The following is a 22,991-nucleotide window of genomic DNA, read 5'->3' as shown; positions in this document are numbered from 1 at the left end:
TTGGCGCGTGGCGACGAGAGCTAGTGCCCGATGATTAGAAGTCGGCGTTGCCCACGGTGCGCGGGTGCGGCAGGACGTCGCGGATGTTGCCCACGCCGGTGAGGTACATCACCAAGCGCTCGAAGCCCAGACCGTAGCCGGCGTGCTTGCAGGAACCGTAGCGGCGCAGGTCAAGGTAGTACTTGTACTGCTCGGGATTCATTCCCAGGTCCTTGATGCGGGCCTCGAGCAGATCCAGGCGCTCCTCGCGCTGGGAGCCGCCGATAATCTCGCCGATACCGGGAACCAGACAGTCGGCGGCGGCGACGGTCTTGCCGTCCTCGTTCATGCGCATGTAGAACGCCTTGATTTCGGCCGGGTAGTCGGTCACGAAGGTCGGGCGCTTAAAGTGCTCCTCGGTTAGGAAGCGCTCGTGCTCGGTCTGCAGGTCAATGCCCCAGTTCACGGGATAGTCAAACTTGTGGCCGGCGGCGACGGCCTGCTCCAGGATCTCGACGGCCTCGGTGTAGGTGACACGGGCAAAGTCGGAGTTGGCGACATGGTTCAGGCGCTCGAGCAGACCCTTGTCCACAAACTTGTTGAGCATATTGAGCTCGTCGGGGCAGGTTGCCATGACGTCCTTGAGGACATACTTGAGCATGGCCTCGGCGTTATCCATGTAGTCGTTCAGATCGGCAAATGCCATCTCGGGCTCGATCATCCAAAACTCGGCGGCGTGGCGCGTGGTGTTGGAGTTCTCGGCGCGAAAGGTGGGGCCAAAGGTGTACACGTCGCCAAAGGCCATGGCGAAGTTCTCGGCATTGAGCTGTCCGGAAACGGTGAGGCTCGCATGCTTGCCAAAGAAGTCCTGGCTCCAGTCGACCTCGCCGGACTCGGTGAGGGGCGGGTTTTTGGGGTTGAGCGTGGTCACGCGGAACATCTCGCCGGCGCCCTCGCAGTCACTCGTGGTGATGATGGGAGTGTTGACGTAGACAAAGCCCTGCTCCTGGAAGAAGCGGTGGATAGCGGCAGCCGCGACAGAGCGGATGCGGAACACGGCGCGGAACAGGTTGGTGCGCGGGCGCAGGTGCTGCTGGGTGCGCAGGAACTCGACGGTTGCGCGCTTCTTCTGCAGCGGGTAATCCGGGGCGCTCGTGCCCTCGACCTCGATGGAGGTGGCGGAAAGCTCGAAGGGCTGGGGTGCATCGGGGGTCAGCTTGACGGTGCCGGTGCAAATGAGTGCGGCCGAGACGTTTTGGTGGGCGATCTCGTCGTAGTTGTCGAGCGCCTCGCGGTTCATGACGACCTGCAGGTCGCGGAAGCAGCTGCCGTCGTTGAGCGTAACAAAGCCAAAGTTCTTCATGTCGCGGATGGACTTGACCCAGCCGGCGACGGTGACGGTCTGGCCGCCGAGCGACTCGGCATCGGCATAGAGCTGCGCGATTTTGGTGCGGTTCACGTATCCTCCCATAACGGTTGAATGATAGTTATCCATACAGTTCGATATTCTAGCAGCTCGGCTCATTTGGGCTATACAGATAAGGCATTGGCGGGATGGTTTTTCAAACGAAAAGCGCCCGCGGCCAAATGGTCGCGGGCGCTTGACGAGGTGCCTTTTGGCTGTGTGGCGCGGGGCCTGGCTACTTGGTCTTGGCAACCAGCAGCGGGTCGCCAAGCTTGACGAGCGGGTTGCCGCCGATAAGCGTTCCAGACTCGCCGACATGGTCGATGCTCTTAAGACGATCGAGCTCGGAGACGATGACGGTCACGATGTCCTCGTGGCCGGCGGCCTTGATGGCCTCGCGATCGAAGCTGATGAGCGGCTGGCCGGCCTTGACCACATCGCCCATCTCGACAAAGCGGGCAAAACCCTTGCCGTTCATTTCCACGGTGCCCAGGCCAACATGGATGAATACGCGCAGACCGTCCTCGGTAATCATGCCGATGGAGTGGTTGGTGACAGTGGTGGCGCCGATGCGGCCGTTGGCGGGCGCATAGATGGTGCCGGTAATGGGCTCGATGCCATAGCCCTGGCCAAGCATGCCCGAGGCGATCGTCTCGTCGGGAACCTCGTCCAGGCTGACGAGCACGCCGTTGACGGGGGCATAGATGACGCCTTCGCGGGTGGCGAAGCTTGCTGCGGGCGGAACGGACGCCTCGCCGGTCGAGGTGAAGGTGGACTTAAGCGAATCGAGCAGACCCATAGTTGCCTCCAACTTAAATAGGCGCATATCGCGCGTTTGGTTTGCCGGAAACGTTTCATATCTGTTTCGCGGCTTGGTCAACACCCCCTATTCTACGCTGCTCAGCGATACCTCTGAGCTGGGATTATGTGATATATCAGTTGAAGGGAAACTTATTGCTGGCGTGTTTCTGCGTCACGGGTTCAAGTGGGGTACGCTTGAAGGCGAAAAACAATGGCGCTTAATTTGCACGGAGGGAGCACCTATGATTATTGAGAACCATGCGCTGTGGGGCGAGGAGCCGACCGAGGATTATCCGGCGACGTTTACGTATCTGGGTGCCGAGCCGCTGCCCGACAAGCCCAATGGCCGCCGCCCCGCGGTGATCATCTGCGGCGGAGGCGGGTTTACGCATATCGCTCCGCACGAGCAGGATCCCGTGGCGTTTGCGTTTTTGGATCACGGTTACCAGGCCTTTGTGCTCAACTATGTGACGAGTGGCACGGGTGACGTGAGTTTTCCGCACCCGCAGGCGGACCTCGCCAAGATGGTTGCTACCGTGCGCGCCAACGCCGACGAGTGGCATGTCGATCCCAAGCGCGTGTGCATCGTGGGCTTCTCGGCGGGCGGCATGATTTGCGCTTCGCTGGCAACGCAATGGAAGACTGGTCCCTTCGCGGGCCTGGCAGGGGCGCGCGCGGAAGATATTCGCCCCGATGCCGTGGTGCTGGGCTATCCGTTGCTCGACCTTGCCTATGTGCGCGATATGCAGACGCGCGACCCGCGCATCGACCTGCGCGTGCCCAAGACGGGTGGCAAGACGGGGCGCGATTTGCTCAACGACTATCTGTCGATGGTGACGGGCGGCGAGGCGACCGATGAGCACTTGACCGACATTTGCCCTACCACGCACGTTTCGCGCCAGATGCCCCCGACCTTTGTGTGGGGCGTTTCGGACGACAAGACGGCGCCGGTCGCGCAGGTCTACCCGTTTGCGCAGCGCATGGCCGAGGAGGGCGTTGCATGCGAGATGCACGTCTTTGACCAGGGTGGCCACGGCCTTTCGCTCGGCAACGCCAACACTGCGGTCGACAATGAGGACAAGCAAGTGGCGGTCCGTCCCTGGATTCGCCTAGCCTTCCGCTTCCTGGAGCGCCATATGTAAAAGTAGACTACTTACCCGTTTCAAAAAGTCTGCTTAGAGGAGGAGCCATGCTTGAGGGTACGTATGTGGTTTCGGCCCAGACGCCGGTGGGGAGTAGACGCGGCGAGGTGACGTTTTCACATGGGGTGAACGGCGCGCTCAGGGCAGTACTAAACGTCAGGGGTCTCAATATTGCTCTCTCGAGTGCCCGTGCTGAGGGCGATTTCTTTGAGCTCTTGGGTACTATCTCCCACGTCTTGATGGGCAAGGCGCCCTTTACATGCACGGGGTCGGTCGAGGGTGATCGACTCACTGCTACCGCGCGGTCGGGTTCCGTTTCGATCTCGCTGAGCGGTATGCGCAAAGAGCTTTCGGGGCGCATCGCATAAAGTTTGCGCAGGTAAACATCGGTATTTGACTTTATAAAATAGTTCAGAGCGCTATCATTTGTCGTTACGAGTTGGTTAGCCCCGGTAAACGGTTAACCGCGTCTAACGAAAGGATGAGCGCGTGAAGCTCGATACACTCGAGATTGGAAAGGACGCCGTTGTCGCATCGGTGACATCCGATGATCAGGCGCTCCGACAGCATATTTTGGACATGGGACTCACGCCGGGCACCGAAGTCACCATGATGAAATACGCCCCTATGGGAGATCCGCTCGAGATCCGTCTGCGTGGCTACGAGTTGACACTGCGCAAGGACGATGCCGCCCGCATTGAGCTCGTGGATGTGCACGACACCGATACCGGCCCGCGCGTTAACGCCGCAATCGGCACGACAGATCACCCGGCCCTGGGCGAGGGGACGTATTCGCCTCGTGCTGCCAAGACGGCCGTGCCCGAGGGCGCACCGCTGCACTTTGCCCTCGCCGGCAACCAAAACTGCGGTAAGACCACGCTGTTCAACCAGCTTACGGGCTCCAACCAGCACGTCGGTAACTTTCCCGGCGTGACGGTCGACCGCAAGGACGGCACTATCCGTAACCACCCCGAGGCGAGCGTTACCGACCTGCCCGGCATTTACTCCCTGTCGCCGTACACGGGCGAGGAGATTGTGAGCCGCCAGTTTATCCTTGACGAGCATCCCGATGCCATCATCGATATCATCGACGCCACCAATATCGAGCGCAACCTGTACCTGACGCTGCAGCTTATGGAGCTCGACTGCCCCATGGTCATCGCGCTCAACATGATGGACGAGGTGACGGCCAACGGCGGCGCCGTGGACGTCAACCTGCTCGAGAGCCTGTTGGGCGTGCCTGTTGTCCCCATTAGCGCTGCCCGCAACGAGGGTATCGGCGAGCTGGTGGATCATGCCTTGCACGTGGCGCGGTTCCGCGAGCGCCCCGGTCGCCTGGACTTCTGCGCGCCCGATGGCTCGGACGGTGGTGCACTGCATCGCTGCATCCACGGCATTGCCAACCTTATCGAGGACCATGCCGTGACGGCGCACATCCCGGTGCGCTTTGCAGCGACCAAGCTGGTTGAGGGCGACGAGCTGGTGACCGAGGCGCTTCACCTGGATCGCAACGAGCTCGACGCTATCGAGCACATCATTACCCAGATGGAGGGCGAGGCCGGCACCGACCGCCTGTCCGCGCTGGCCGATATGCGCTTTAGCTTTATCGGCGACGTGTGCGGGCGTTGCGTCGTCAAGCCGCACGAGAGCCGCGAGCACGTGCGCTCCGTCAAGATCGACCGCATCCTGACGGGTCGCTACACGGCCATTCCGGCGTTTCTGGTGATCATGGGCCTCGTCTTTTGGCTGACGTTTGGCGTGATCGGTGCGGCGCTGCAGGGACTCATGGAGGACGGCATCGCGGTCATCATCGCCTCGGCCGATGCGGGCCTCAAGGCGTTCGGAACCAACGATGTGGTGCGCTCTCTGGCTGTCGACGGCGTGCTTACGGGCGTGGGCAGCGTGCTGACCTTCCTGCCGATTATCGTCGTGCTCTTCTTGTTCCTCTCCATTCTGGAAGACTCCGGATACATGGCGCGCGTGGCCTTTGTCATGGATAAGGTGCTGCGTCGCTTTGGCCTGTCGGGCCGCAGCTTTGTGCCCATGCTCGTCGGTTTTGGCTGCACCGTGCCGGCAATCATGTCAACCCGTACGCTCCCATCCGAGCACGACCGCAAGATGACGGTCATGCTCACGCCGTTCATGAGCTGTTCGGCCAAGTTGCCGGTCTACGGTCTGCTGTGCGGGGCGTTTTTCCCGCAGGCGACAGTTCCCGCCATGGTCTCGCTCTATCTGATCGGCATTGCGGTTGGCTGTATCGCGGCTTTGGTGCTCAACCGCACGGCATTTAAGGGCGACCCGGTGCCGTTTATCATGGAGCTTCCCAACTATCGCCTGCCAAGCGTCAAGACGACGGTGATGCTGGCATGGGATAAGGCCAAGGACTTTATTACCAAGGCCTTTACCATTATCTTTGCCGCTACGGTGGTCATCTGGTTCCTGCAGACGTTCGACATCCGCTTTAATGTGGTCGCCGATCAGTCGCAGAGTCTGCTTGCCGGTCTGGGTAGCATCATCGCGCCGGTGTTGGCCCCGCTCGGCTTCGGCGACTGGCGCGCCTCGACGGCGCTCGTCACCGGACTTATCGCCAAGGAGAGCGTCATTTCGACCCTCACGGTGCTTTTGGGCGCAACGTCGCCCGCGGTGCTGTCAACCATGTTTTCGCCGTTTACCGCTTACGTGTTCCTGGTCTTTACGCTGCTGTACCCGCCCTGCGTGGCGTCCATCGGTGCCGTCAAGAGCGAGCTGGGCGCGCGCTATGCCGTTGCCGTGTTCGCGTTTCAGGTGACGGTCGCCTGGATCGTGGCGTTTGTCGTGCATTCGGCGGGCATATTGCTGGGGTTGGCTTAGCTATTTATTGACGGCGCAACCCCTGTGTATTGAGTTGATTGCGGCCCCGCATCTGTTGCTGACGGATGCGGGGCCGTTGCTATATAATCGCCTCCGCTCAAAATGATTGGAGACGTTATATATGAGTCAGGCAAGACAAGATGGCATCTCACTCAAGCAGTGGCTCCCTCTTATCGGGCTCGCCTGTTGTGCGTTCGTGTTCAACACGTCGGAGTTTATGCCCATCGGCCTTCTGACTGATATTGCCGCGTCGTTCTCGCTCACCGAGGCCCAGGCCGGCATCATGATCTCGGTCTACGCCTGGGGCGTCATGCTGCTGTCGCTGCCACTCATGGTGTTTGCCTCGCGCTTTGAGTTCAAGCGTATGCTGCTCGGCGTGCTCGCCGTGTTTTCTCTGGGTCAGTTCCTGTCCACCGTGGCGCCCACCTATCCTATTTTGGTCTGCGCGCGCCTGGTGGTCGCCTGCGCGCATGCCGTGTTCTGGTCAGTCGCCTCGATCATGGCCTCGCGCCTTGTCGACACCCGCCACGGGGCGCTCGCCATCAGCATGATCGCTACGGGCTCGTCCATCGCGCAAATCTTTGGCCTGCCGATCGGTCGCGCCATCGGCCTGGCCGTGGGCTGGCGCATGACGTTTGCCGTGGTCGGTGCCTTCTCTGCCGCCGCGGTGGTGTACCAGGCCGCGGTGTTCCCGGCCATGCCGGTGGGCGAGCGCTTTACCGTTAAGCAGCTGCCCGAGCTGCTCAAGAATCCGTTCCTCATCGCGCTTTATGCGGTCACGGTGTTCATGGCAACCGGCTATTATGCGGGTTACAGCTATATCGAGCCGTTCCTGGCGCAGGTCGCGCACGTCGACGCAAGCGCTATTACCATGACGCTGACGGCGTTTGGCTGCTCCGGTCTGCTCGGAAGCTGGCTGTTCGGCCGCCTGTTCGATGGGCATCGCTTCCCGTTCTTGGCTATCACGCTCTCCGGCGTGCCGGTGGCTCTGCTGCTCATGGGTCCGGTCGCATCGTCGCTCGTAGCAGTGCTTGCCGTCTGCGCGCTATGGGGCTGCTGCTCCACAGCCTTTAACGTGGCGTTCCAGGCCGAGCTCATCAAGTACACGCCGGCGGATTCGTCGGCCGTCGCCATGTCGATCTTCTCGGGCCTGTTTAACCTCGGTATCGGCACGGGCACCGCAATCGGCGGCGCCGTGGTTTCGGGTCCCGGTATCGCTTGGATTGGCTTTGCGGGCGGGGCGATTACCGTCGTGGGCGTCATCCTCGCCATTACGGTGCTGTTCCCGGCCATACGCCGCGCAAAGCCCGTCGCCTAATCACGTTCCCTCATCAGTTGCGGTGGAATAGAGACTGTTTGCCCGGTTTATTGGTCTCAACAGTCCCTATTTCACCGCAACTTATTTTGGGGGAGGGGATGCGCGGCGGGCATACAATGGATGGCGTTGCGTGAAAGATTGCCGGGAGGTTGCTATGTGGGCATACGAGACGACGTTCTACCAGATCTATCCGCTGGGCTTTTGTGGAGCTCCGCGCGAAAACGCCGCGCCCGTTGCCGAGGATGAGCTCGCCCAGGCTGCCAACGCTGCGCCCAACCCCGATGCGCCCATCATGAAGATCGCCCAATGGGCCGGCTACCTGCAGGAACTCGGCATCGGTGCTGTGCTCATTAACCCGCCACTCGAATCCGACAGTCACGGTTACGACACGCGCAGCCTGCGCCATATCGACCGTCGCCTGGGTGGGGATGCCGACTTTGCCGCCGTGTGCGAGACACTGCATGCCCATGGCATCCGTGTGGTGCTTGATGCCGTCTTCAACCATGTCGGTCGCGGTTTTTGGGCCTTCCGCGATGTTCAGGAGCGCAAGTGGGACTCGCCCTACAAGGACTGGTTCCGCATTAGCTTTGACGGCGACTCCTGCTATGGCGACGGCTTTTGGTACGAGGGCTGGGAAGGTCATTTTGAGCTTGTGAAGCTCAACTTGCAAAACCCCGCCGTGGTCGATTACCTGCTTGAGTCCGTGCGTCGCTGGGCCGAGGGCTTTGGCATCGACGGCCTGCGCTTGGACGTCGCCTATATGCTCGATCGCGATTTTATGCGCCGCCTGCATACTTTTACCCGTGAGCTCAAGCCCGACTTTGTGCTGATTGGTGAGACGCTCCACGGCGACTACAACCAGATCGTCAATGACGAGATGCTTGACTCCTGCACCAACTACGAGTGCTACAAGGGCCTGTACTCCAGCTTTAACTCGGTCAACATGTTCGAGATCGCCCACTCGCTGCATCGCCAGTTTGGCGGTGACCCGTGGTGCATTTATCGCGGCAAGCATCTGCTGTCGTTTGTCGACAACCACGATGTGCCGCGCCTGGCGAGCATCCTTACCGACAAGTCCTGTCTGCGCCCCGCTTATGGCATGCTCTTTGGCATGCCGGGCATTCCGTGCGTCTACTATGGCAGCGAGTGGGGGATTCCTGGCGAAAAGGGCGGCCCCGATGGTGACTGGGCGCTGCGACCTGCGCTCGATGAGCCTGCGCCCAACGAGCTGACGGCCTTCATCAAGCAGCTCGCGCACCTGCGCTCGGCAGACGATGCGGCGGCCCGTGCCCTCAACTATGGTGCCTATCGCAACGTGGTGATCCAGAACAAGCAGCTACTGTTCGAGCGCGCCTGCGACGACGCGACGGTGCTCGTGGCGGTCAATGCCGTGAACGAGCCCTATACCTTTGGAGCCGGCGAGCTCAACGGCTCCTTTGCCGACCTACTTGCCGACGGCGCGCCCACAGTCGAGCTAACGGGTGCCCTTGAGCTTGCACCCTACGAGGTGCGCTATCTGTTGAGGGCCTAGGCCATGGCTGCGTCCGATGAGGGCTATCAACATATTGAGCATGGGTTTGAGCCCGTGTTCGACCAGCACTCGCGCGTTTTGGTGCTCGGATCGTTTCCCTCGGTGCTTTCGCGCGCCAACGCCTTTTATTACGGCAACCCTCAGAATCGCTTTTGGCGTGTGATGGCCGCGTGCCTCGGTGTGCCCGTGCCGCCCAACGAGGGAGACTCTTTGGCGAGCGGCGAGCCCGCGACGCTCGACGCCTCGGTTGCTGCCAAGCGGGCTATGCTGCTCAACGGCGGCGTGGCCCTGTGGGACGTGATCGAGAGCTGTGACATCAAGGGCTCAAGCGACGCGAGCATCAAAAACGTCGTTCCGGCGCATGTCGAGCGCATTACCGATGTCACGCCGATTGAGGTCGTTATCTGCAACGGCGGCGCGGCCGGGCGGCTCTACAAACGCTATCTACAAGAGCGGACGGGGCTACCCGCCATCGTGCTGCCGTCGACGAGTCCTGCCAACGCGGCGTGGCGTTTGGAGCGGCTTGTCGAGCGTTGGAGTGAAGCCGTTGACTGGGCTGTTATTTAATTTAGATTTTTGTTTGAGCGTGGGCGCCCAGACGTTTCAGAACGCCTCGCCAGATCGGCGCGGGCACGGCTGGCTCGGTGCAAATCATGCCGTCGGCGTCGACGTCCTCGGCATTACCACCACCAAGTCGCTGCGCATGCTCAACCGAACAGCCCATACGAACGGCGCCTACGAGCTTGTCCATCGCTTCCGAAAACGGTCGCCGCAAGAGTCCCATGCGCGGTGAGTGACGAAGCGCCGCGAAGCCGCTGCCGGTACAGACGACAACGCCGCCGCACCATGACAGCCCACGAAGGTCGCACGTCGCTCGCAGACGCACGACGAGCCCGTGTGCTCGCTCGAGGCCGCCGACGTCGGCCTGGACAACAACATAGGCACGCGTCCCTGCGCCGCCAAAGCGGTCGAGCATCTGCTTAATGGGCGCCATCGCTTCATCATTGGGTGCATCTTCAATGGCGAACACAATGCCATCGGCGGCACCGGCAACGCTGCCGGAATCATCCGCCTCCAAAACGACCGGGTGGGGGAGCACAGTGCCGGAAAGCTGTGCATAGGCGGCGATGGCATCCTGCAGGTCCCAGAGCAAAAACTCAAGATCGGCGCTCTCGGAAATACTGACAAACGCGATGTTATGCAGTGTTTTTGGTACATCGCCGCGTGCGGTCGTCTCCATGCCGCCTCCTTTCCGGTCGGTTTCCGTTTAGGTTACACCGTATGACGGCGCTCCGCCGCGCTATCCTAGTGCAACCCTCACGAAAGGAATGCCATGCGTCTGCCCATGAATACCTCGCTTGCCACGCTCAAGCCCTCCGGCATCCGTCGGATTAACGCACTCGCCGCGCAGCATCCGGGATGCATTGCGCTTGCGCTCGGTGAGCCCGATTTTCCCACGCCCGATGTGGTTAGCGCCGAGGTGACTGCTTCGTTGGACCGCGGCGACACGCACTATCCGCCCAGCAACGGCCGCCCCGCCCTGCGCGAGGCACTGTCCGAATATATGGGTGACGCGGGTCTGGCGTTTTCCGCCGATGAGGTCATCCTGACCGACGGCGCGACCGAGGCCCTGTCGGCAACATTTATGGCTATGCTCAACCCCGGCGACGAGGTCATTATCCCCACGCCCGCCTTTGGCCTGTACGAGAGCATCGTCGTGGCCAACCACGCCAAGGCGGTCTTCTTGGATACGGAGCCTGCGCAATTCCAGATTGACGAGGATGCGCTTCGCGCCTGTGTGACCCCGGCGACCAAGGCCGTCGTTATCTGCTCGCCCAACAATCCCACGGGCTGCATTCTCAACGCGGCATCGCTCGACGTCGTGGCGCGCGTGGCAGAGCAGGCGGGCATCTACGTAGTCTGCGACGACGTATACAACCGTCTGGTCTATGTGGATGGCTACGAGCGCTTTGCCCAGCGCCATCCGGAGCTGCGCGACCAGACGGTGGTCATCGAGAGCTTCTCCAAGCCCTGGGCCATGACCGGCTGGCGCTTGGGCTGGCTCGCAGCGGCAGCCCCCGTCATCGCCGAGATCGCAAAGGCTCACCAATACTTAGTATCGAGTGCTGTCTCCTTCGAAATGGACGCCGCAGCCCGAGCCCTGACCGTCGACCCAACCCCCATGCTCAAAGTCTACCGAGCCCGCCGCGAACGCGTACTCGCAGCCTTAAACGCCATGGGCCTCGACGTAGTAGAGCCCGCAGGAGCCTTCTACACTTTCCCGAGCATCAAAAAGTTCGGCCTAACCAGCGAAGACTTCTGCATCAAAGCCATCGAAGAGGCAAACGTAGCCCTAGTCCCGGGCGACTGCTTCGGCACCGAAGGCCACGTCCGCCTCAGCTATTGCGTTTCCGATAAGGACCTGGACGAAGGCCTCCGCCGCCTGTCCACCTTCCTTTCAACCTTGTAGCCATCAGGGACGCAACATATCAGCTCACCGACTTAAGGCTTATGAGTGGGGGCGCCGGCCAACGGGAAACCGGGCTGCCCCAAAGTCACCGCAGGCCGCGCCGCCGAAGGCCAGGCGCAAGGTTTTCGTAGATTCCGCACGAGCCGAAGAGCACTTAATGTGCTCTTCGTGCGAGCCCAGGACCTGACCGAGCGAAAACCTTGCGCCTGGCCTTCGGCGGCGCGGCCGGATGGTGGAATTGTGTGCAGCCCGGTTTCCCGTTGACCGACGCCGGGGTCCCCGCCATAATACTTTCGGTTCACGCACGAATCCGCTGCCAGAGACAGCCGGTGCAAACGGGCATCGCCCGCGAGCTTAATGGGATATCCCGCCAGCCGAGGTGGTCGAGTAGATATGTCTTCTCGCCCCCGTCGCTCATGCAGCGCGGGGGCTTTCTTTTTGGACATGCCCCCGTCACGTCCTTGTGGCGGACCGTGCCCGGAAAGAATTTGAGGAGGTGTAATTCATGCCCCAGCAGTACAAAATCGACAAGGTTGCAGAGATCGAGTCCCGTATCGCCGAGAACGCCGGTCTGTTCGTCGTCAACTACAACGGTCTGACGGTTAAGCAGGCTCAGGAGCTGCGTCATCAGCTTCGCGAGTGCGGCGCCGAGATGAAGGTCTACAAGAACAACCTGGTCAAGATCGCTCTCAAGAACCAGGAGCAGCCCGAGATCGACGAGATCCTCGCCGGCCCCGTCGCTTATGTGTTCTACGAGACCGAGCCGGTCGAGGCCGCTAAGGCCCTTAAGGACTTCTCCGCTAAGTCCAAGGGCGTCCTTGAGATCAAGGGCGGTATCTCCGACGGCAAGGCCGTTTCCGCCGATGATGTTAAGGCTATCGCCGAGCTGCCCACCAAGGATCAGCTTCTCGGCCAGATCGCCGGTCTCATCTCCGGTTTCGCTCGCGACATCGCTGTCTGCGTCAACGGCGTTTCCTCTGGTCTCGCTCGTTCGATCCAGCAGGTCTCCGAGCAGAAGGCAGCCTAGTTGCTGTTTTCACCCGCGGCGGCAACGCCGCACCCCTGGCGCATTCGCGCCGTGTTTTAACTGATCTCCGTGCATCCGCACGGAAACCGAAAGGACTTAGAAATGGCTAAGCTTACCACCGATGAGATCATCGATGCTCTTAAGGAAATGACCCTTCTCGAGGCTTCCGAGCTCGTCAAGGCTATCGAGGACACCTTCGGCGTTTCCGCCGCTGCTCCTGCCGCTGTTGTCGCCGCTCCTGCTGCTGGCGCTGCCGAGGCCGAGGAGAAGACCGAGTTTGACGTCGTGCTCGAGGGCTTCGGTGACAACAAGATCCAGGTCATCAAGGCCGTCCGTGAGCTCACCAGCCTTGGCCTGAAGGAGGCCAAGGAGGTCGTCGAGGGCGCTCCCAAGGCTGTTCTCGAGGGTGCCAAGAAGGAGGACGCCGAGGCTGCCAAGGAGAAGCTCGAGGCTGCTGGCGCTGCTGTCACCCTCAAGTAATCAGGCTTTCTTGCCAGATTTCTTTGCAGACGGGGCTCGCTATGCGAGTCCCGTCTTTTTTGTTTTAGCCCCTCATTCCCATTGCTCGACACGCAGAACGCCGCTGTCTTCGCCGTGCCAATCCCGTTACCGCTGGGGCCAAAAATTGCACCATTCGACCAATAATTTGCGTTGACCTGCTGAAGAATTGCGTTTGCCTTACGGCGACGTATGTCTCCGGCGGTAAGATGCTCCGGTATCGCAAATTGGTCTGCGGCCGTTGTGCCGCACGCACAGGGCGTATTCTGCGCCTGCGAAAGGATCCTTGAATAACATGAAGGCAATCATCCCCGCCGCCGGCCTTGGCACGCGTTTTCTGCCTGGCACTAAATGCACGCCTAAAGAGATGCTGCCGGTGCTCGACAAGCCGGTCATTCAGTATGTCGTTGAGGAGGCACTCGACCCCGAGGAGGTCGACGACGCCATCATCGTTACCTCTCCCGGTAAGCCCGAGCTGCTGAGCTACTTCCAGCCCGATCGCTCGCTCGAGAATCTGCTGCGCGAGCGCGGTAAGGATGCTTACGCCGACGCTGTTGCCCACGCGGGCGGCATGCCGGTCGACTTCCGTTATCAGTACGAGCCCAAGGGCCTCGGTCATGCCATTCGCTCTGCTGCCGATGCCGTGGCAGGGGAGAACTTCCTGGTTCTTCTAGGCGACTACGTTGTGCCTAACCGTGACATCTGCGACAAGATGCTTGCCGTTTCCAAGGAGCACGGTGGCGCTTCGGTTATCGCCGTTGCCGCTTGCTCGCCCGAGGAGGTCAGCCGCTATGGCGTTATCGCCGGCGAGCGCGTCGGTTCGCTCGAGGGCGCCGAGGGCGTTGCCGATGCCGAGCCGGGCGCTGTCTGGCGCATCGGCGGTCTGGTTGAGAAGCCCGCTCCCGAGGCGGCTCCGTCCAACCTGTACATCGTCGGTCGCTACCTGCTGAGCCCGCTGGTCATGGACCTGCTCGCCGATCAGCAGGCCGGCAAGGGCGGCGAGATCCAGCTGACCGACGCCATGGCCCGCTCGCTCGACCGCGAGGCTATGTACGCTGTCGTCATCGACCCGCTCTCGGGCTACGACACCGGCACGCCCTCTGGTTGGATGGCCACCAACGCCCTCATGGCCGCAAGCGATCCTCGCTTTGCCAGCGCCTTCTGGGACGCTATTGACGAGCGCGGCGGTTTGATGCGCAAATAAGCCTTCGGTCATCGACGTTTACGGGTACGGACTTCGGTCTGCACCCGTTTTTTATGCGCGCCGCGGCTTGCCTCCGGAAAGTGCATCCCGCAATTTGGTCGAATTCTGGGACGCGCTTTCCGGTTGAGGCCCCTAGCGGAAACTGCGACCCGGAATTTCGGCTCAGAACGGGATATGCTTTCCCAAACAGGGCTCAATCGGAAACTGCGTCCCAGTTTGAGGCTTCAAAACGGGACGCAGTTTCCGCTTGATCGACCCTCGCCGCCATTCCGTCACTCAGCGGTCCGCACCAGCAGTCTCGTTCACATAAAATATATGAACAGATGTTCGATACATACCTATCTACCTGCACCTTTTCTGTCGAAAAACTTTGCTACTCCAAAAACTCAATCGCGTCAAGGCTTTTCTTGCCCAACGGTCGGTACCTGATAAACTATTAGGTTGCGATAACTGGCGAAGCTATGCCTCGCCAACCCACCGAGCATTTCCGTGAAGGAGGAAAAACCTGGTGACCTACGCATACACTGCCACTGAGCGCAAACGCGTCAGCTTCGGGAAAATCCCGGAGGCCATGGAGCTCCCCAACCTTATCTCTGTTCAAAGGGAATCCTTTGAGCGTTTTAAGGACGAGGGCCTTCGTGAGGCGTTCAAGGAATCCAGCCCCATCCAGAGCCAGAACCATGTTCTCGAGGTTACCTTCGGCGAGCATCAGTTCGGCGACCCCGCGCACACCGTCGAGGAGTGCCGCGAGAAGGATATGACCTATCAGGCTCCGCTTCTGACCGACGTCCGTCTCACCAACAAGGAGACCGGCGAGATCAAGGAGCAGCTCGTCTTCATGGGCGACTTCCCCATGATGACTGATCAGGGCACCTTCATCATCAACGGTACCGAGCGTATCGTCGTCTCGCAGCTCGTCCGTTCCCCGGGTGTGTACTACAGCTCCGAGATGGATTCGGGCAAGCAGATCTACAAGGCCCAGATCATCCCGTCCCGCGGTGCCTGGCTTGAGTTTGAGGTCGATAAGCGCGACCAGCTCATGGTCTCCATCGACCGTAAGCGCAAGCAGAGCGCCACGATGTTCCTGCGCGCCCTTGGCATCGCCGTCACCAACGACGACATCATCGCGCTGCTCGGCAACTCCGATGTGATCAAGCGCACCCTGGAGCGCGACACCGCCCTCACTCGCGAGGACGCCCTCATCGAGATCTACCGTCGTCTGCGCCCGGGCGAGCCTCCCACCGTGGACGCTTCCCGCAGCCTGCTCGAGGGTCTGCTCTTTAACCCGCAGCGCTACGACCTGGCCCGCGTCGGTCGCTACAAGGTCAACAAAAAGCTCAACCTCACCACCGAGGAAGAGGTCACGGTGCTCACCGACGAGGATATCGTCGCTACGCTGCGCTACCTACTGTCCCTCGCTGCCGGCGAGCAGGGCTTCAAGGTCGACGACATCGATCACTTCGGCAACCGCCGCATCCGCACCGTCGGCGAGCTCGTCGCCAACCAGTTCCGTATCGGCATGAGCCGTATGGAGCGCGTCGTCCGTGAGCGCATGAGCTCCCAGGACATCGACGAGATCACCCCGCAGTCGCTCATCAACATCCGCCCGATCGTGGCCTCCATCAAGGAGTTCTTCGGTTCCTCGCAGCTCTCGCAGTTCATGGACCAGGCGAACCCCCTGACCGGTCTGACCCACAAGCGCCGTCTGTCCGCACTCGGCCCTGGTGGTCTTGCCGGCCACAAGTCCGGCTCCAGCCGCCGCACCAACGTGCCGACGGCCGTCCGTGACGTTCACAACTCGCACTACAGCCGCATGTGCCCGATCGAGACCCCCGAAGGCCCCAACATCGGCCTGATCGGTTCGCTCGCCCTCTACGCCCGCGTCAACGAGTATGGCTTCATCGAGGCCCCGTTCCGCCGCGTCGAGAACGGCGTTGCCACCGACCAGATCGACTGGATGACCGCTGACGAGGAAGAGAAGCACGTCATCGCGCCGGCCAACACGCCGCTCGATCCCAAGACCAACGAGTTCATCACGACCGATGCCGAGGGCAAGATCGTTCGTCCGCATAGTGTGATTGCTCGTACCCGCGACTTCGACGGCTCCTTCGGCGCCCCCGCCGACGTGCCCGTCGAGGACGTCGACTACATGGACGTCTCGCCGCGTCAGATGCTCTCCGTCGCAGCCACGCTGATCCCGTTCCTTGAGCACGACGACGCCAAGCGTACGCTCATGGGCGCCAACATGCAGCGTCAGGCCGTGCCGCTGGTTCACCCTGCCGCTCCCTATGTCGGTACCGGCATGGAGCGTCGCGCCGCCCTGGACTCCGGCGAGGTCACCCTGGCCAAGAATGCCGGCGAGGTCATCTTTGCCGACGCCGCCAAGATCATCGTCAAGCATGCCGGCGGCATGGACGAGTATCACCTGGCCAAGTACCAGCGCTCCAACCAGTCCACCTGCATCAACCACCGTCCGCTCGTGCGCGTCGGTGACACCGTTGAGCAGGGCGAGCCCCTGGCCGACGGTCCTTCGACCGATCACGGCGAGCTCGCACTGGGCCAGAACCTCACCGTGGCCTACATGCCGTGGGAAGGCTTTAACTACGAGGACGGTATCGTCGTGTCCGAGCGCCTGGTGGCCGAGGACCTGCTGACGACCATCAACATCACCCGTCACGAGATCGACGCCCGCGACACCAAGCTCGGCCCCGAGGAGATCACCCGCGAGATCCCGAACCTCTCCGAGGACATGCTTGCCAACCTCGACGAGGACGGCATCATCCGCATCGGCGCCGAGGTTGGCCCTGGCGACATCCTGGTCGGCAAGGTCACGCCTAAGGGCGAGAGCGCTCTGACCGCCGAGGAGCGCCTGCTGCGCGCCATCTTCGGTGCCAAGGCTCACGACGTTCGCGACACTTCCCTTAAGATGCCTCACGGCGCGTACGGCCGCGTCATCGACGTCGTCCGCTTTAGCCGCGAGAACGGCGACGACCTGGCCCCCGGCGTCAACGAGCAGGTGCGCGTCTACGTCGCCCAGCGTCGTAAGATCCAGCAGGGCGATAAGATCGCCGGCCGCCACGGCAACAAGGGTGTTATCTGTAACGTTCTGCCGGTCGAGGACATGCCCTACATGGCTGACGGTACCCCGATCGACGTTATCCTCAACCCGCTGGGCGTTCCTTCGCGTATGAACGTCGGCCAGCTGCTCGAGTGCCACCTTGGCTGGGCTGCTGCCTGCGGTTGGGATACCGAGCAGGCCGACTCCGACAAGTATGTCCCCGGTCCGTTCTTCACCGCGACGCCCGTCTTCGACGGCGCCAAGGAGGACGAGATCGCCGAGGTCATCCGTCGTGCCAACAAGAACATGCTCAACAAGGCCACCGCTGCCTTTGGCGATCACATGCGCCCCGAGTTCGTCACCCAGCTTGACGAGCGCGGCAAGACCCGTCTGTTCGACGGCCGCACCGGCGAGGAGTTCCGCGAGCCCATTACCGTGGGTACGTCCTACATCCTCAAGCTCGGCCACATGGTCGACGACAAGATCCACGCCCGTTCGACCGGCCCTTACAGCTTGGTTACCCAGCAGCCTCTGGGCGGCAAGGCCCAGTTCGGCGGCCAGCGCTTCGGCGAGATGGAAGTTTGGGCACTGTACGCTTACGGTGCTTCCAACGTCCTGCAGGAGATCCTGACCGTCAAGTCCGACGATACCGTGGGCCGCGTCAAGACCTACGAGTCCATCGTCAAGGGCGAGAACGTTCCTGTCCCGGGTATCCCCGAGTCCTTCAAGGTTCTCGTCAAGGAGATCCGCTCCCTCGCACTGGACATCGAGCCCATGCACGATGCTGACGAGGACGCCTCCGCCCCTGTGACCGCCGAGGAGACCTCTGCTCTCGACGACCTGGCTGCGCTCGCCGGCGTTGACGCCGACATCGAGGCCGAGGATGCCGAGACCGCCGAGGCGCCCGAGGCTGTCGCCGCCACGACCACTGATAAGGAGTAGTTGACTGTGGCAGATTTCGAAGCTACTGATTTTGACTCGGTAAAGATCTCCCTTGCCTCCGCCGACCAGATCCGTTCCTGGTCGCACGGCGAGGTCAAGAAGCCGGAGACCATCAATTACCGTACCCTCAAGCCCGAGAAGGACGGCCTGTTCTGCGAGAAGATTTTCGGTCCCGCCAAGGACTGGGAGTGCTCCTGCGGCAAGTACAAGGGCATCCGCTTCAAGGGCATCGTCTGCGAGCGCTGCGGCGTCGAGGTCACCTCGGCCAAGGTGCGTCGCGACCGCATGGGTCACATCGAGCTCGCCGCTCCCGTGTCCCACATCTGGTACTTCAAGAGCCCCACGAGCTTCCCGATGAGCCGTATGCTCGACATCAAGTCCAAGGACCTCGAGAAGGTTCTGTACTTTGCCAGCTACATCATCACCGAGGTCGACTATGAGGCCCGCGAGGCCGACGCCGACGACCTGCGCGAGGAGCTCGCCGCCGATCTGGAAGAGATCGATGCCGAGTGCGCCCGCCAGATCGAGTCCCTCAAGGAGCAGGGCAACCCCGAGAACTTTGACGAGTTCTCCGATGAGGAGCCGCTGACCCCCGAGGAGATCGCCTCCGGCATCGTCGACATCGAGGAAGAGTGCAAGGACGAGAAGCAGCTCCGTACGGACGCCTTCAACGCCTTCATGAAGCTCACCGAGCGCGACCTCATCTCCGATGAGCCGCTGTTCCGCGAGATGACCCGCTACTACTCCATGTACTTCAAGGGTGGCATGGGTGCCGAGGCCGTCCGCGACCTGCTCGCTGCCATCGACCTTCCTTCCGAGGCCGAGAAGCTCAAGGCCATCATTGCCGACGAGGACTCCCAGAAGCAGAAACGCGAGAAGGCCGTTAAGCGCCTCGAGGTCGTTGATGCCTTCCTGAAGGGTGGCAACAGCCCCGCGAACATGATCCTGGACGTCATCCCGGTCATTCCGCCCGATCTGCGCCCGATGGTCCAGCTCGACGGCGGCCGCTTTGCCGCGTCCGACCTCAACGACCTGTACCGTCGCGTGATCAACCGTAACAACCGACTCAAGCGCCTGCTCGACCTGGACGCTCCTGCGATCATCGTGAACAACGAGAAGCGCATGCTCCAGGAGTCCGTGGACGCCCTGTTCGACAACGGCCGTCGTGGTCGCCCGGTCTCTGGCCGTGGCGGTCGCCCGCTCAAGTCGCTCGCCGAGGCCCTCAAGGGCAAGCAGGGTCGTTTCCGTCAGAACCTGCTGGGCAAGCGTGTCGACTACTCCGGCCGTTCGGTTATCGTTACCGACCCCAAGCTGCTGCTGCACCAGTGCGGTCTGCCCAAGACCATGGCGCTGGAGCTCTTCAAGCCCTTCGTCATGAAACGTCTGGTCGAGCTCGGCAAGGTCGAGAACATCAAGGGCGCCAAGCGCGCTATCGACCGCGGTGCCACCTTTGTGTGGGACATCCTCGAAGAGGTCATCGACGGCCGCGTCGTGCTGCTCAACCGTGCACCGACCCTGCACCGTCTGTCCATCCAGGCCTTTGAGCCGGTGCTGGTCGAGGGCAAGGCTATCCACCTGCATCCGCTGGTCTGCTCGCCCTTCAACGCCGACTTCGACGGCGACCAGATGTCTGTCCACGTGCCGCTGTCCAGTCAGGCTCAGGCCGAGGCTCGCGTGCTCATGCTCTCTGCGAACAACCTGCGCTCGCCGGCATCCGGCAAGCCGGTCAACATCCCCTCGCAGGACATGATCATCGGTGTGTACTACCTGACCCAGGTCCGCGACGGTCTGCCGGGCGAGAACCACGTGTTCGCCAGCTTCGACGACGCGCTGCACGCCTATGACTGCCGCTCCGAGGTCGACATGCAGGCCAAGATCCAGGTTCGCGTGTCCGCCGAGAACGCCAACGTCATCAACGAGGACGGCACCCGTATCTTCCGCGTCAAGAACGGCAAGAACGAGTTCGTCGACTACGACGTCACCGGCAACAAGACCGCGCGCTTCGAGACCTCTATCGGCCGCATCATCTTCAACCGCCAGTGCCTGCCCGAAGACTACGAGTTCATGAACTACAAGATGGTCAAGGGCGATGTGGCCAAGCTGGTTGCCGACTGCTGCGATCGTTACCCCGAGGCCAAGGTCGGCCCGATTCTCGACGCCATCAAGTACTCCGGCTTCCACTACGCTACCCGCGCCGGCCTTACGATCTCGGTGTGGGACGCTCTCATCCCTGATGAGAAGCAGGAGCTGCTCGACCGCGCCCAGGCTAACGTCGACCAGATCAACGAGTACTTCGAGGAGGGCTTCATCAACGAGACGGAGCGCCACATCGAAGTCGTTAACGAGTGGACCGCTTGTACCGACAAGGTCGCAGCGCTCATGCTCGACTTGTTCGACGAGGAGAACCCGCTCTACATGATGGCCGACTCCGGCGCCCGTGGTTCTAAGACCCAGCTGCGTCAGCTCGGCGGCATGCGTGGCCTGATGGCAGACATGTCCGGCGAGACGATCGACCTTCCCATTAAGGCGAACTTCCGCGAGGGCCTGCTGCCGCTCGAGTACTTCATTTCGACCTACGGCGCCCGAAAGGGCCTGGTCGATACCGCATCCCACACCTCGGACTCTGGTTACCTGACCCGTCGTCTGGTCGACGTGGCCCAGGACGTCATCGTCCGCGAGGAGGACTGCGGTACGCACGAGGGCGTCACCTACAACCTCATCATCCCCGGCACCACCGACCTCAACACCGACCTCGTTGGCCGTTGCTTCATCCAGGACGTCGTGGCTCCCGATGGCACCGTGCTCTTTGAGCAGGACGGCTACATCGAGAAGGTCGCCGACATCCAGAAGATGGTCGATGCCGGCCTCAAGAAGGTCAAGCTTCGCGCGCTGCTCACCTGCCGCTCCAAGTACGGCGTGTGCCAGAAGTGCTACGGCTGGGATCTTTCCACCCGTCGTCCGGTCGCCATCGGTACCGCGGTCGGCATTATTGCCGCCCAGTCCATCGGCGAACCCGGTACGCAGCTTACGATGCGTACCATTCACTCCGGCGGCGTCGCTGGCGTCGACGATATTACGCAGGGTCTGCCTACGGTCAGCCGTATGTTCGATATCGTCGGCAACGTCAACGAGAAGATCCTGGGTCGCGAGGCCGAGCTGGCTCCATACTCCGGCCACCTCTCGATTAAGCCCGAGAAGTCCGAGTACGTGCTGACGCTCACTGACTCCGAGGATCACACCCGTGTACTCGACGAGCGTCGCGTCCCCGCTTCGGTGCGCTTTATGCCCGAGATCGAGGACGGCTGCGAGGTTCGCGCCGGCGACCAGATCACCAAGGGCTTCGTCAACTTCCGCAACCTGCGCAAGCTGACCGACATCGAGTCGACGATGCACACCTTCGTCGAGAGCGTCAAGGACGTCTACACCAGCCAGGGCGTCGACCTGAACGACAAGCACATCGAGGTGCTCGCACGTCAGATGCTGCGTCGCGTTCAGATTACCAACCCCGGCGACTCCAAGTACCTGCTTGGTCAGTACGTCGACCGCTACGAGTTCGCCGACGAGGTCGAGCGCGTCGCCCGTCTGGGCGGTCAGGCTCCCGTGGCCGAGCCCGTCATCCTGGGTACGCTCAAGGTCGCGTCCAACATCGACTCCTGGCTGTCGAGCGCCTCGTTCATCCGCACCGCCGGCGTCCTTACCGAGGCTGCCATCGAGGGTAAGGTCGACCACCTGCTCGACCTTAAGTCCAACGTCATCGTTGGTAAGAAGATCCCTGCCGGTACCGGCCTCAAGCCGTACGCCAACGCCAAGCTGACGTATCGCACGGCCGACGGCTACGTGGATATTGACGGCCCGGCTTCGCCCAACGCCAAGTCGCTGCCCGAGTGGGCCCCCGTGGAGCTCAAGGACCTGGACGAGCAGCTCCCGCAGCAGCTCGACTGGGCCGGCTACGACGAGTTCGGCGGTGCTGACGGTTCGTTCACCCGCAACGGCCACACCATCTCCGCCGAGAAGGCTCGCCTGTACCTGTTCGACGATCTGGGCGTGTCGCAGCGCTGGACCAACAAGTTCAGCGAGGTCGGCATTGAGACGGTCGGCGACCTGGTCGGCAAGTCCGAGGAGGATCTGCTGCGCATCGACGGCATCGGTGCCAAGGCGATCGAGGAGCTCCGTGACGGCCTGGAGGCCCACGACCTGCTCTACATCCTCGAGAACAACGACGACGTTGCCGACGAGGAAGACCTCTCGCAGCTATTGCAGATGGTCTTTAGCCCCGACGGCCCGGACGACATCTTGCTGGGCACCTCCGCCACGCCGACGCATCACGCCGACGCCGACGAGGAGCTCCTGGGCGCCCCGATCGACGACAAGAAGGCTCCCGCCAACGGTGCCATCAACGAGGACATGGCTTCCCTCGACGAGCTGCTCAACCAGCTCGTGGACACCGACGACGCCGAAGAGGCCAAGGACAACGACGAGGAGTAACTAGTTCCGCCGTTCTAGCGCGCGGCGGCGGTCTCCGTCGCCGCGCGGCCCCAGAGCTGCAATCTGCCACCCAAAAGGCAGGGCATGGCCAAACGGTCAATGCCCTGCCTTTTTCATGCCATCTTGTGCGCTCTGGGGCCGCTCGCTTGCGTATGCTCAACCTGTTGTGCTCCGTTGATCCCTTGCCAAAAAGGGACAGGTTTATTTTGGCAGGTTTTTCCTGCTTGAATTTGAAACATTCCGTTCGGTCAAAGCGTATCTATGGTGAGGGCCTCATCAAG

At 61.6% G+C, this 22,991-nt stretch carries 15 protein-coding genes; 12 read left to right on the top strand and 3 right to left on the bottom strand.

All coding sequences use genetic code 11. The features are described 5' to 3' along the window. Positions 1–34: 34 nt before the first annotated feature. Both asnS and DW003_RS01570 read right to left on the bottom strand, forming a co-directional pair. Entirely contained in the window at positions 35–1,438 is a 1,404-nt protein-coding gene (gene asnS, locus DW003_RS01575; RefSeq protein WP_118387159.1) for an asparagine--tRNA ligase, read from the bottom strand. Positions 1,439–1,619: 181 nt separating this feature from the next. After that, a complete protein-coding gene (locus tag DW003_RS01570; RefSeq protein ID WP_118266321.1) occupies positions 1,620–2,183 on the bottom strand; it encodes a PTS glucose transporter subunit IIA in 564 nt (187 codons plus the stop codon). Positions 2,184–2,427: 244 nt separating this feature from the next. Between DW003_RS01570 and DW003_RS01565 the strand changes: the two genes are divergently transcribed. From DW003_RS01565 to DW003_RS01540, 6 genes are all read left to right on the top strand, one after another. Then, positions 2,428–3,327, top strand: coding sequence for an alpha/beta hydrolase (locus DW003_RS01565; protein WP_118387157.1), 900 nt, complete (start codon positions 2,428–2,430; stop codon positions 3,325–3,327). Between the two features lie 47 nt (positions 3,328–3,374). After that, positions 3,375–3,695: a hypothetical protein gene (locus DW003_RS01560; protein ID WP_118387155.1), complete on the top strand. Its 321-nt coding sequence runs from the start codon at positions 3,375–3,377 to the stop codon at positions 3,693–3,695. 121 nt (positions 3,696–3,816) lie between these two features. Further along, on the top strand, positions 3,817–6,177 hold the full coding sequence (gene feoB / locus DW003_RS01555) for a ferrous iron transport protein B (RefSeq protein WP_118377403.1): 2,361 nt from the start codon (positions 3,817–3,819) through the stop codon (positions 6,175–6,177). A 121-nt stretch (positions 6,178–6,298) separates the two neighbouring features. Then, the gene (locus tag DW003_RS01550; RefSeq protein ID WP_118387153.1) at positions 6,299–7,495 is read left to right on the top strand and encodes an MFS transporter; all 1,197 of its coding nucleotides are present in this window, start codon (positions 6,299–6,301) and stop codon (positions 7,493–7,495) included. Positions 7,496–7,649: 154 nt separating this feature from the next. Next, positions 7,650–9,026 (top strand): alpha-amylase family glycosyl hydrolase, encoded by a 1,377-nt coding sequence (locus DW003_RS01545; protein ID WP_118387151.1) that lies wholly within the window; start codon positions 7,650–7,652, stop codon positions 9,024–9,026. A 3-nt stretch (positions 9,027–9,029) separates the two neighbouring features. Further along, entirely contained in the window at positions 9,030–9,593 is a 564-nt protein-coding gene (locus tag DW003_RS01540; protein ID WP_117639553.1) for a DNA-deoxyinosine glycosylase, read from the top strand. A 1-nt stretch (position 9,594) separates the two neighbouring features. Here DW003_RS01540 and DW003_RS01535 read toward each other — a convergent pair whose 3' ends face one another. Further along, positions 9,595–10,266 (bottom strand): hypothetical protein, encoded by a 672-nt coding sequence (locus tag DW003_RS01535; RefSeq protein WP_117639555.1) that lies wholly within the window; start codon positions 10,264–10,266, stop codon positions 9,595–9,597. A 93-nt stretch (positions 10,267–10,359) separates the two neighbouring features. Between DW003_RS01535 and DW003_RS01530 the strand changes: the two genes are divergently transcribed. From DW003_RS01530 to DW003_RS01505, 6 genes are all read left to right on the top strand, one after another. Then, entirely contained in the window at positions 10,360–11,496 is a 1,137-nt protein-coding gene (locus DW003_RS01530; RefSeq protein ID WP_118387149.1) for a pyridoxal phosphate-dependent aminotransferase, read from the top strand. 505 nt (positions 11,497–12,001) lie between these two features. Next, the gene (gene rplJ / locus DW003_RS01525) at positions 12,002–12,523 is read left to right on the top strand and encodes a 50S ribosomal protein L10 (RefSeq protein ID WP_055250258.1); all 522 of its coding nucleotides are present in this window, start codon (positions 12,002–12,004) and stop codon (positions 12,521–12,523) included. 102 nt (positions 12,524–12,625) lie between these two features. After that, the gene (rplL, locus tag DW003_RS01520; RefSeq protein ID WP_117758628.1) at positions 12,626–13,003 is read left to right on the top strand and encodes a 50S ribosomal protein L7/L12; all 378 of its coding nucleotides are present in this window, start codon (positions 12,626–12,628) and stop codon (positions 13,001–13,003) included. Between the two features lie 313 nt (positions 13,004–13,316). Further along, positions 13,317–14,225: a UTP--glucose-1-phosphate uridylyltransferase gene (locus DW003_RS01515; RefSeq protein WP_117716442.1), complete on the top strand. Its 909-nt coding sequence runs from the start codon at positions 13,317–13,319 to the stop codon at positions 14,223–14,225. A gap of 571 nt (positions 14,226–14,796) precedes the next feature. After that, positions 14,797–18,225, top strand: coding sequence for a DNA-directed RNA polymerase subunit beta (locus DW003_RS01510; RefSeq protein WP_233545460.1), 3,429 nt, complete (start codon positions 14,797–14,799; stop codon positions 18,223–18,225). A 6-nt stretch (positions 18,226–18,231) separates the two neighbouring features. Further along, entirely contained in the window at positions 18,232–22,710 is a 4,479-nt protein-coding gene (locus DW003_RS01505) for a DNA-directed RNA polymerase subunit beta' (protein ID WP_187361870.1), read from the top strand. The last annotated feature ends 281 nt before the right edge of the window (positions 22,711–22,991 follow it).

Source organism: Collinsella sp. AF36-3AT (genome assembly GCF_003475205.1).
Taxonomy (GTDB): Bacteria; Actinomycetota; Coriobacteriia; order Coriobacteriales; family Coriobacteriaceae; genus Collinsella; species Collinsella aerofaciens_AF.
Note: the sequence above shows the minus strand (reverse complement) of the source record. Positions and strands in the feature narration are given on the sequence as shown.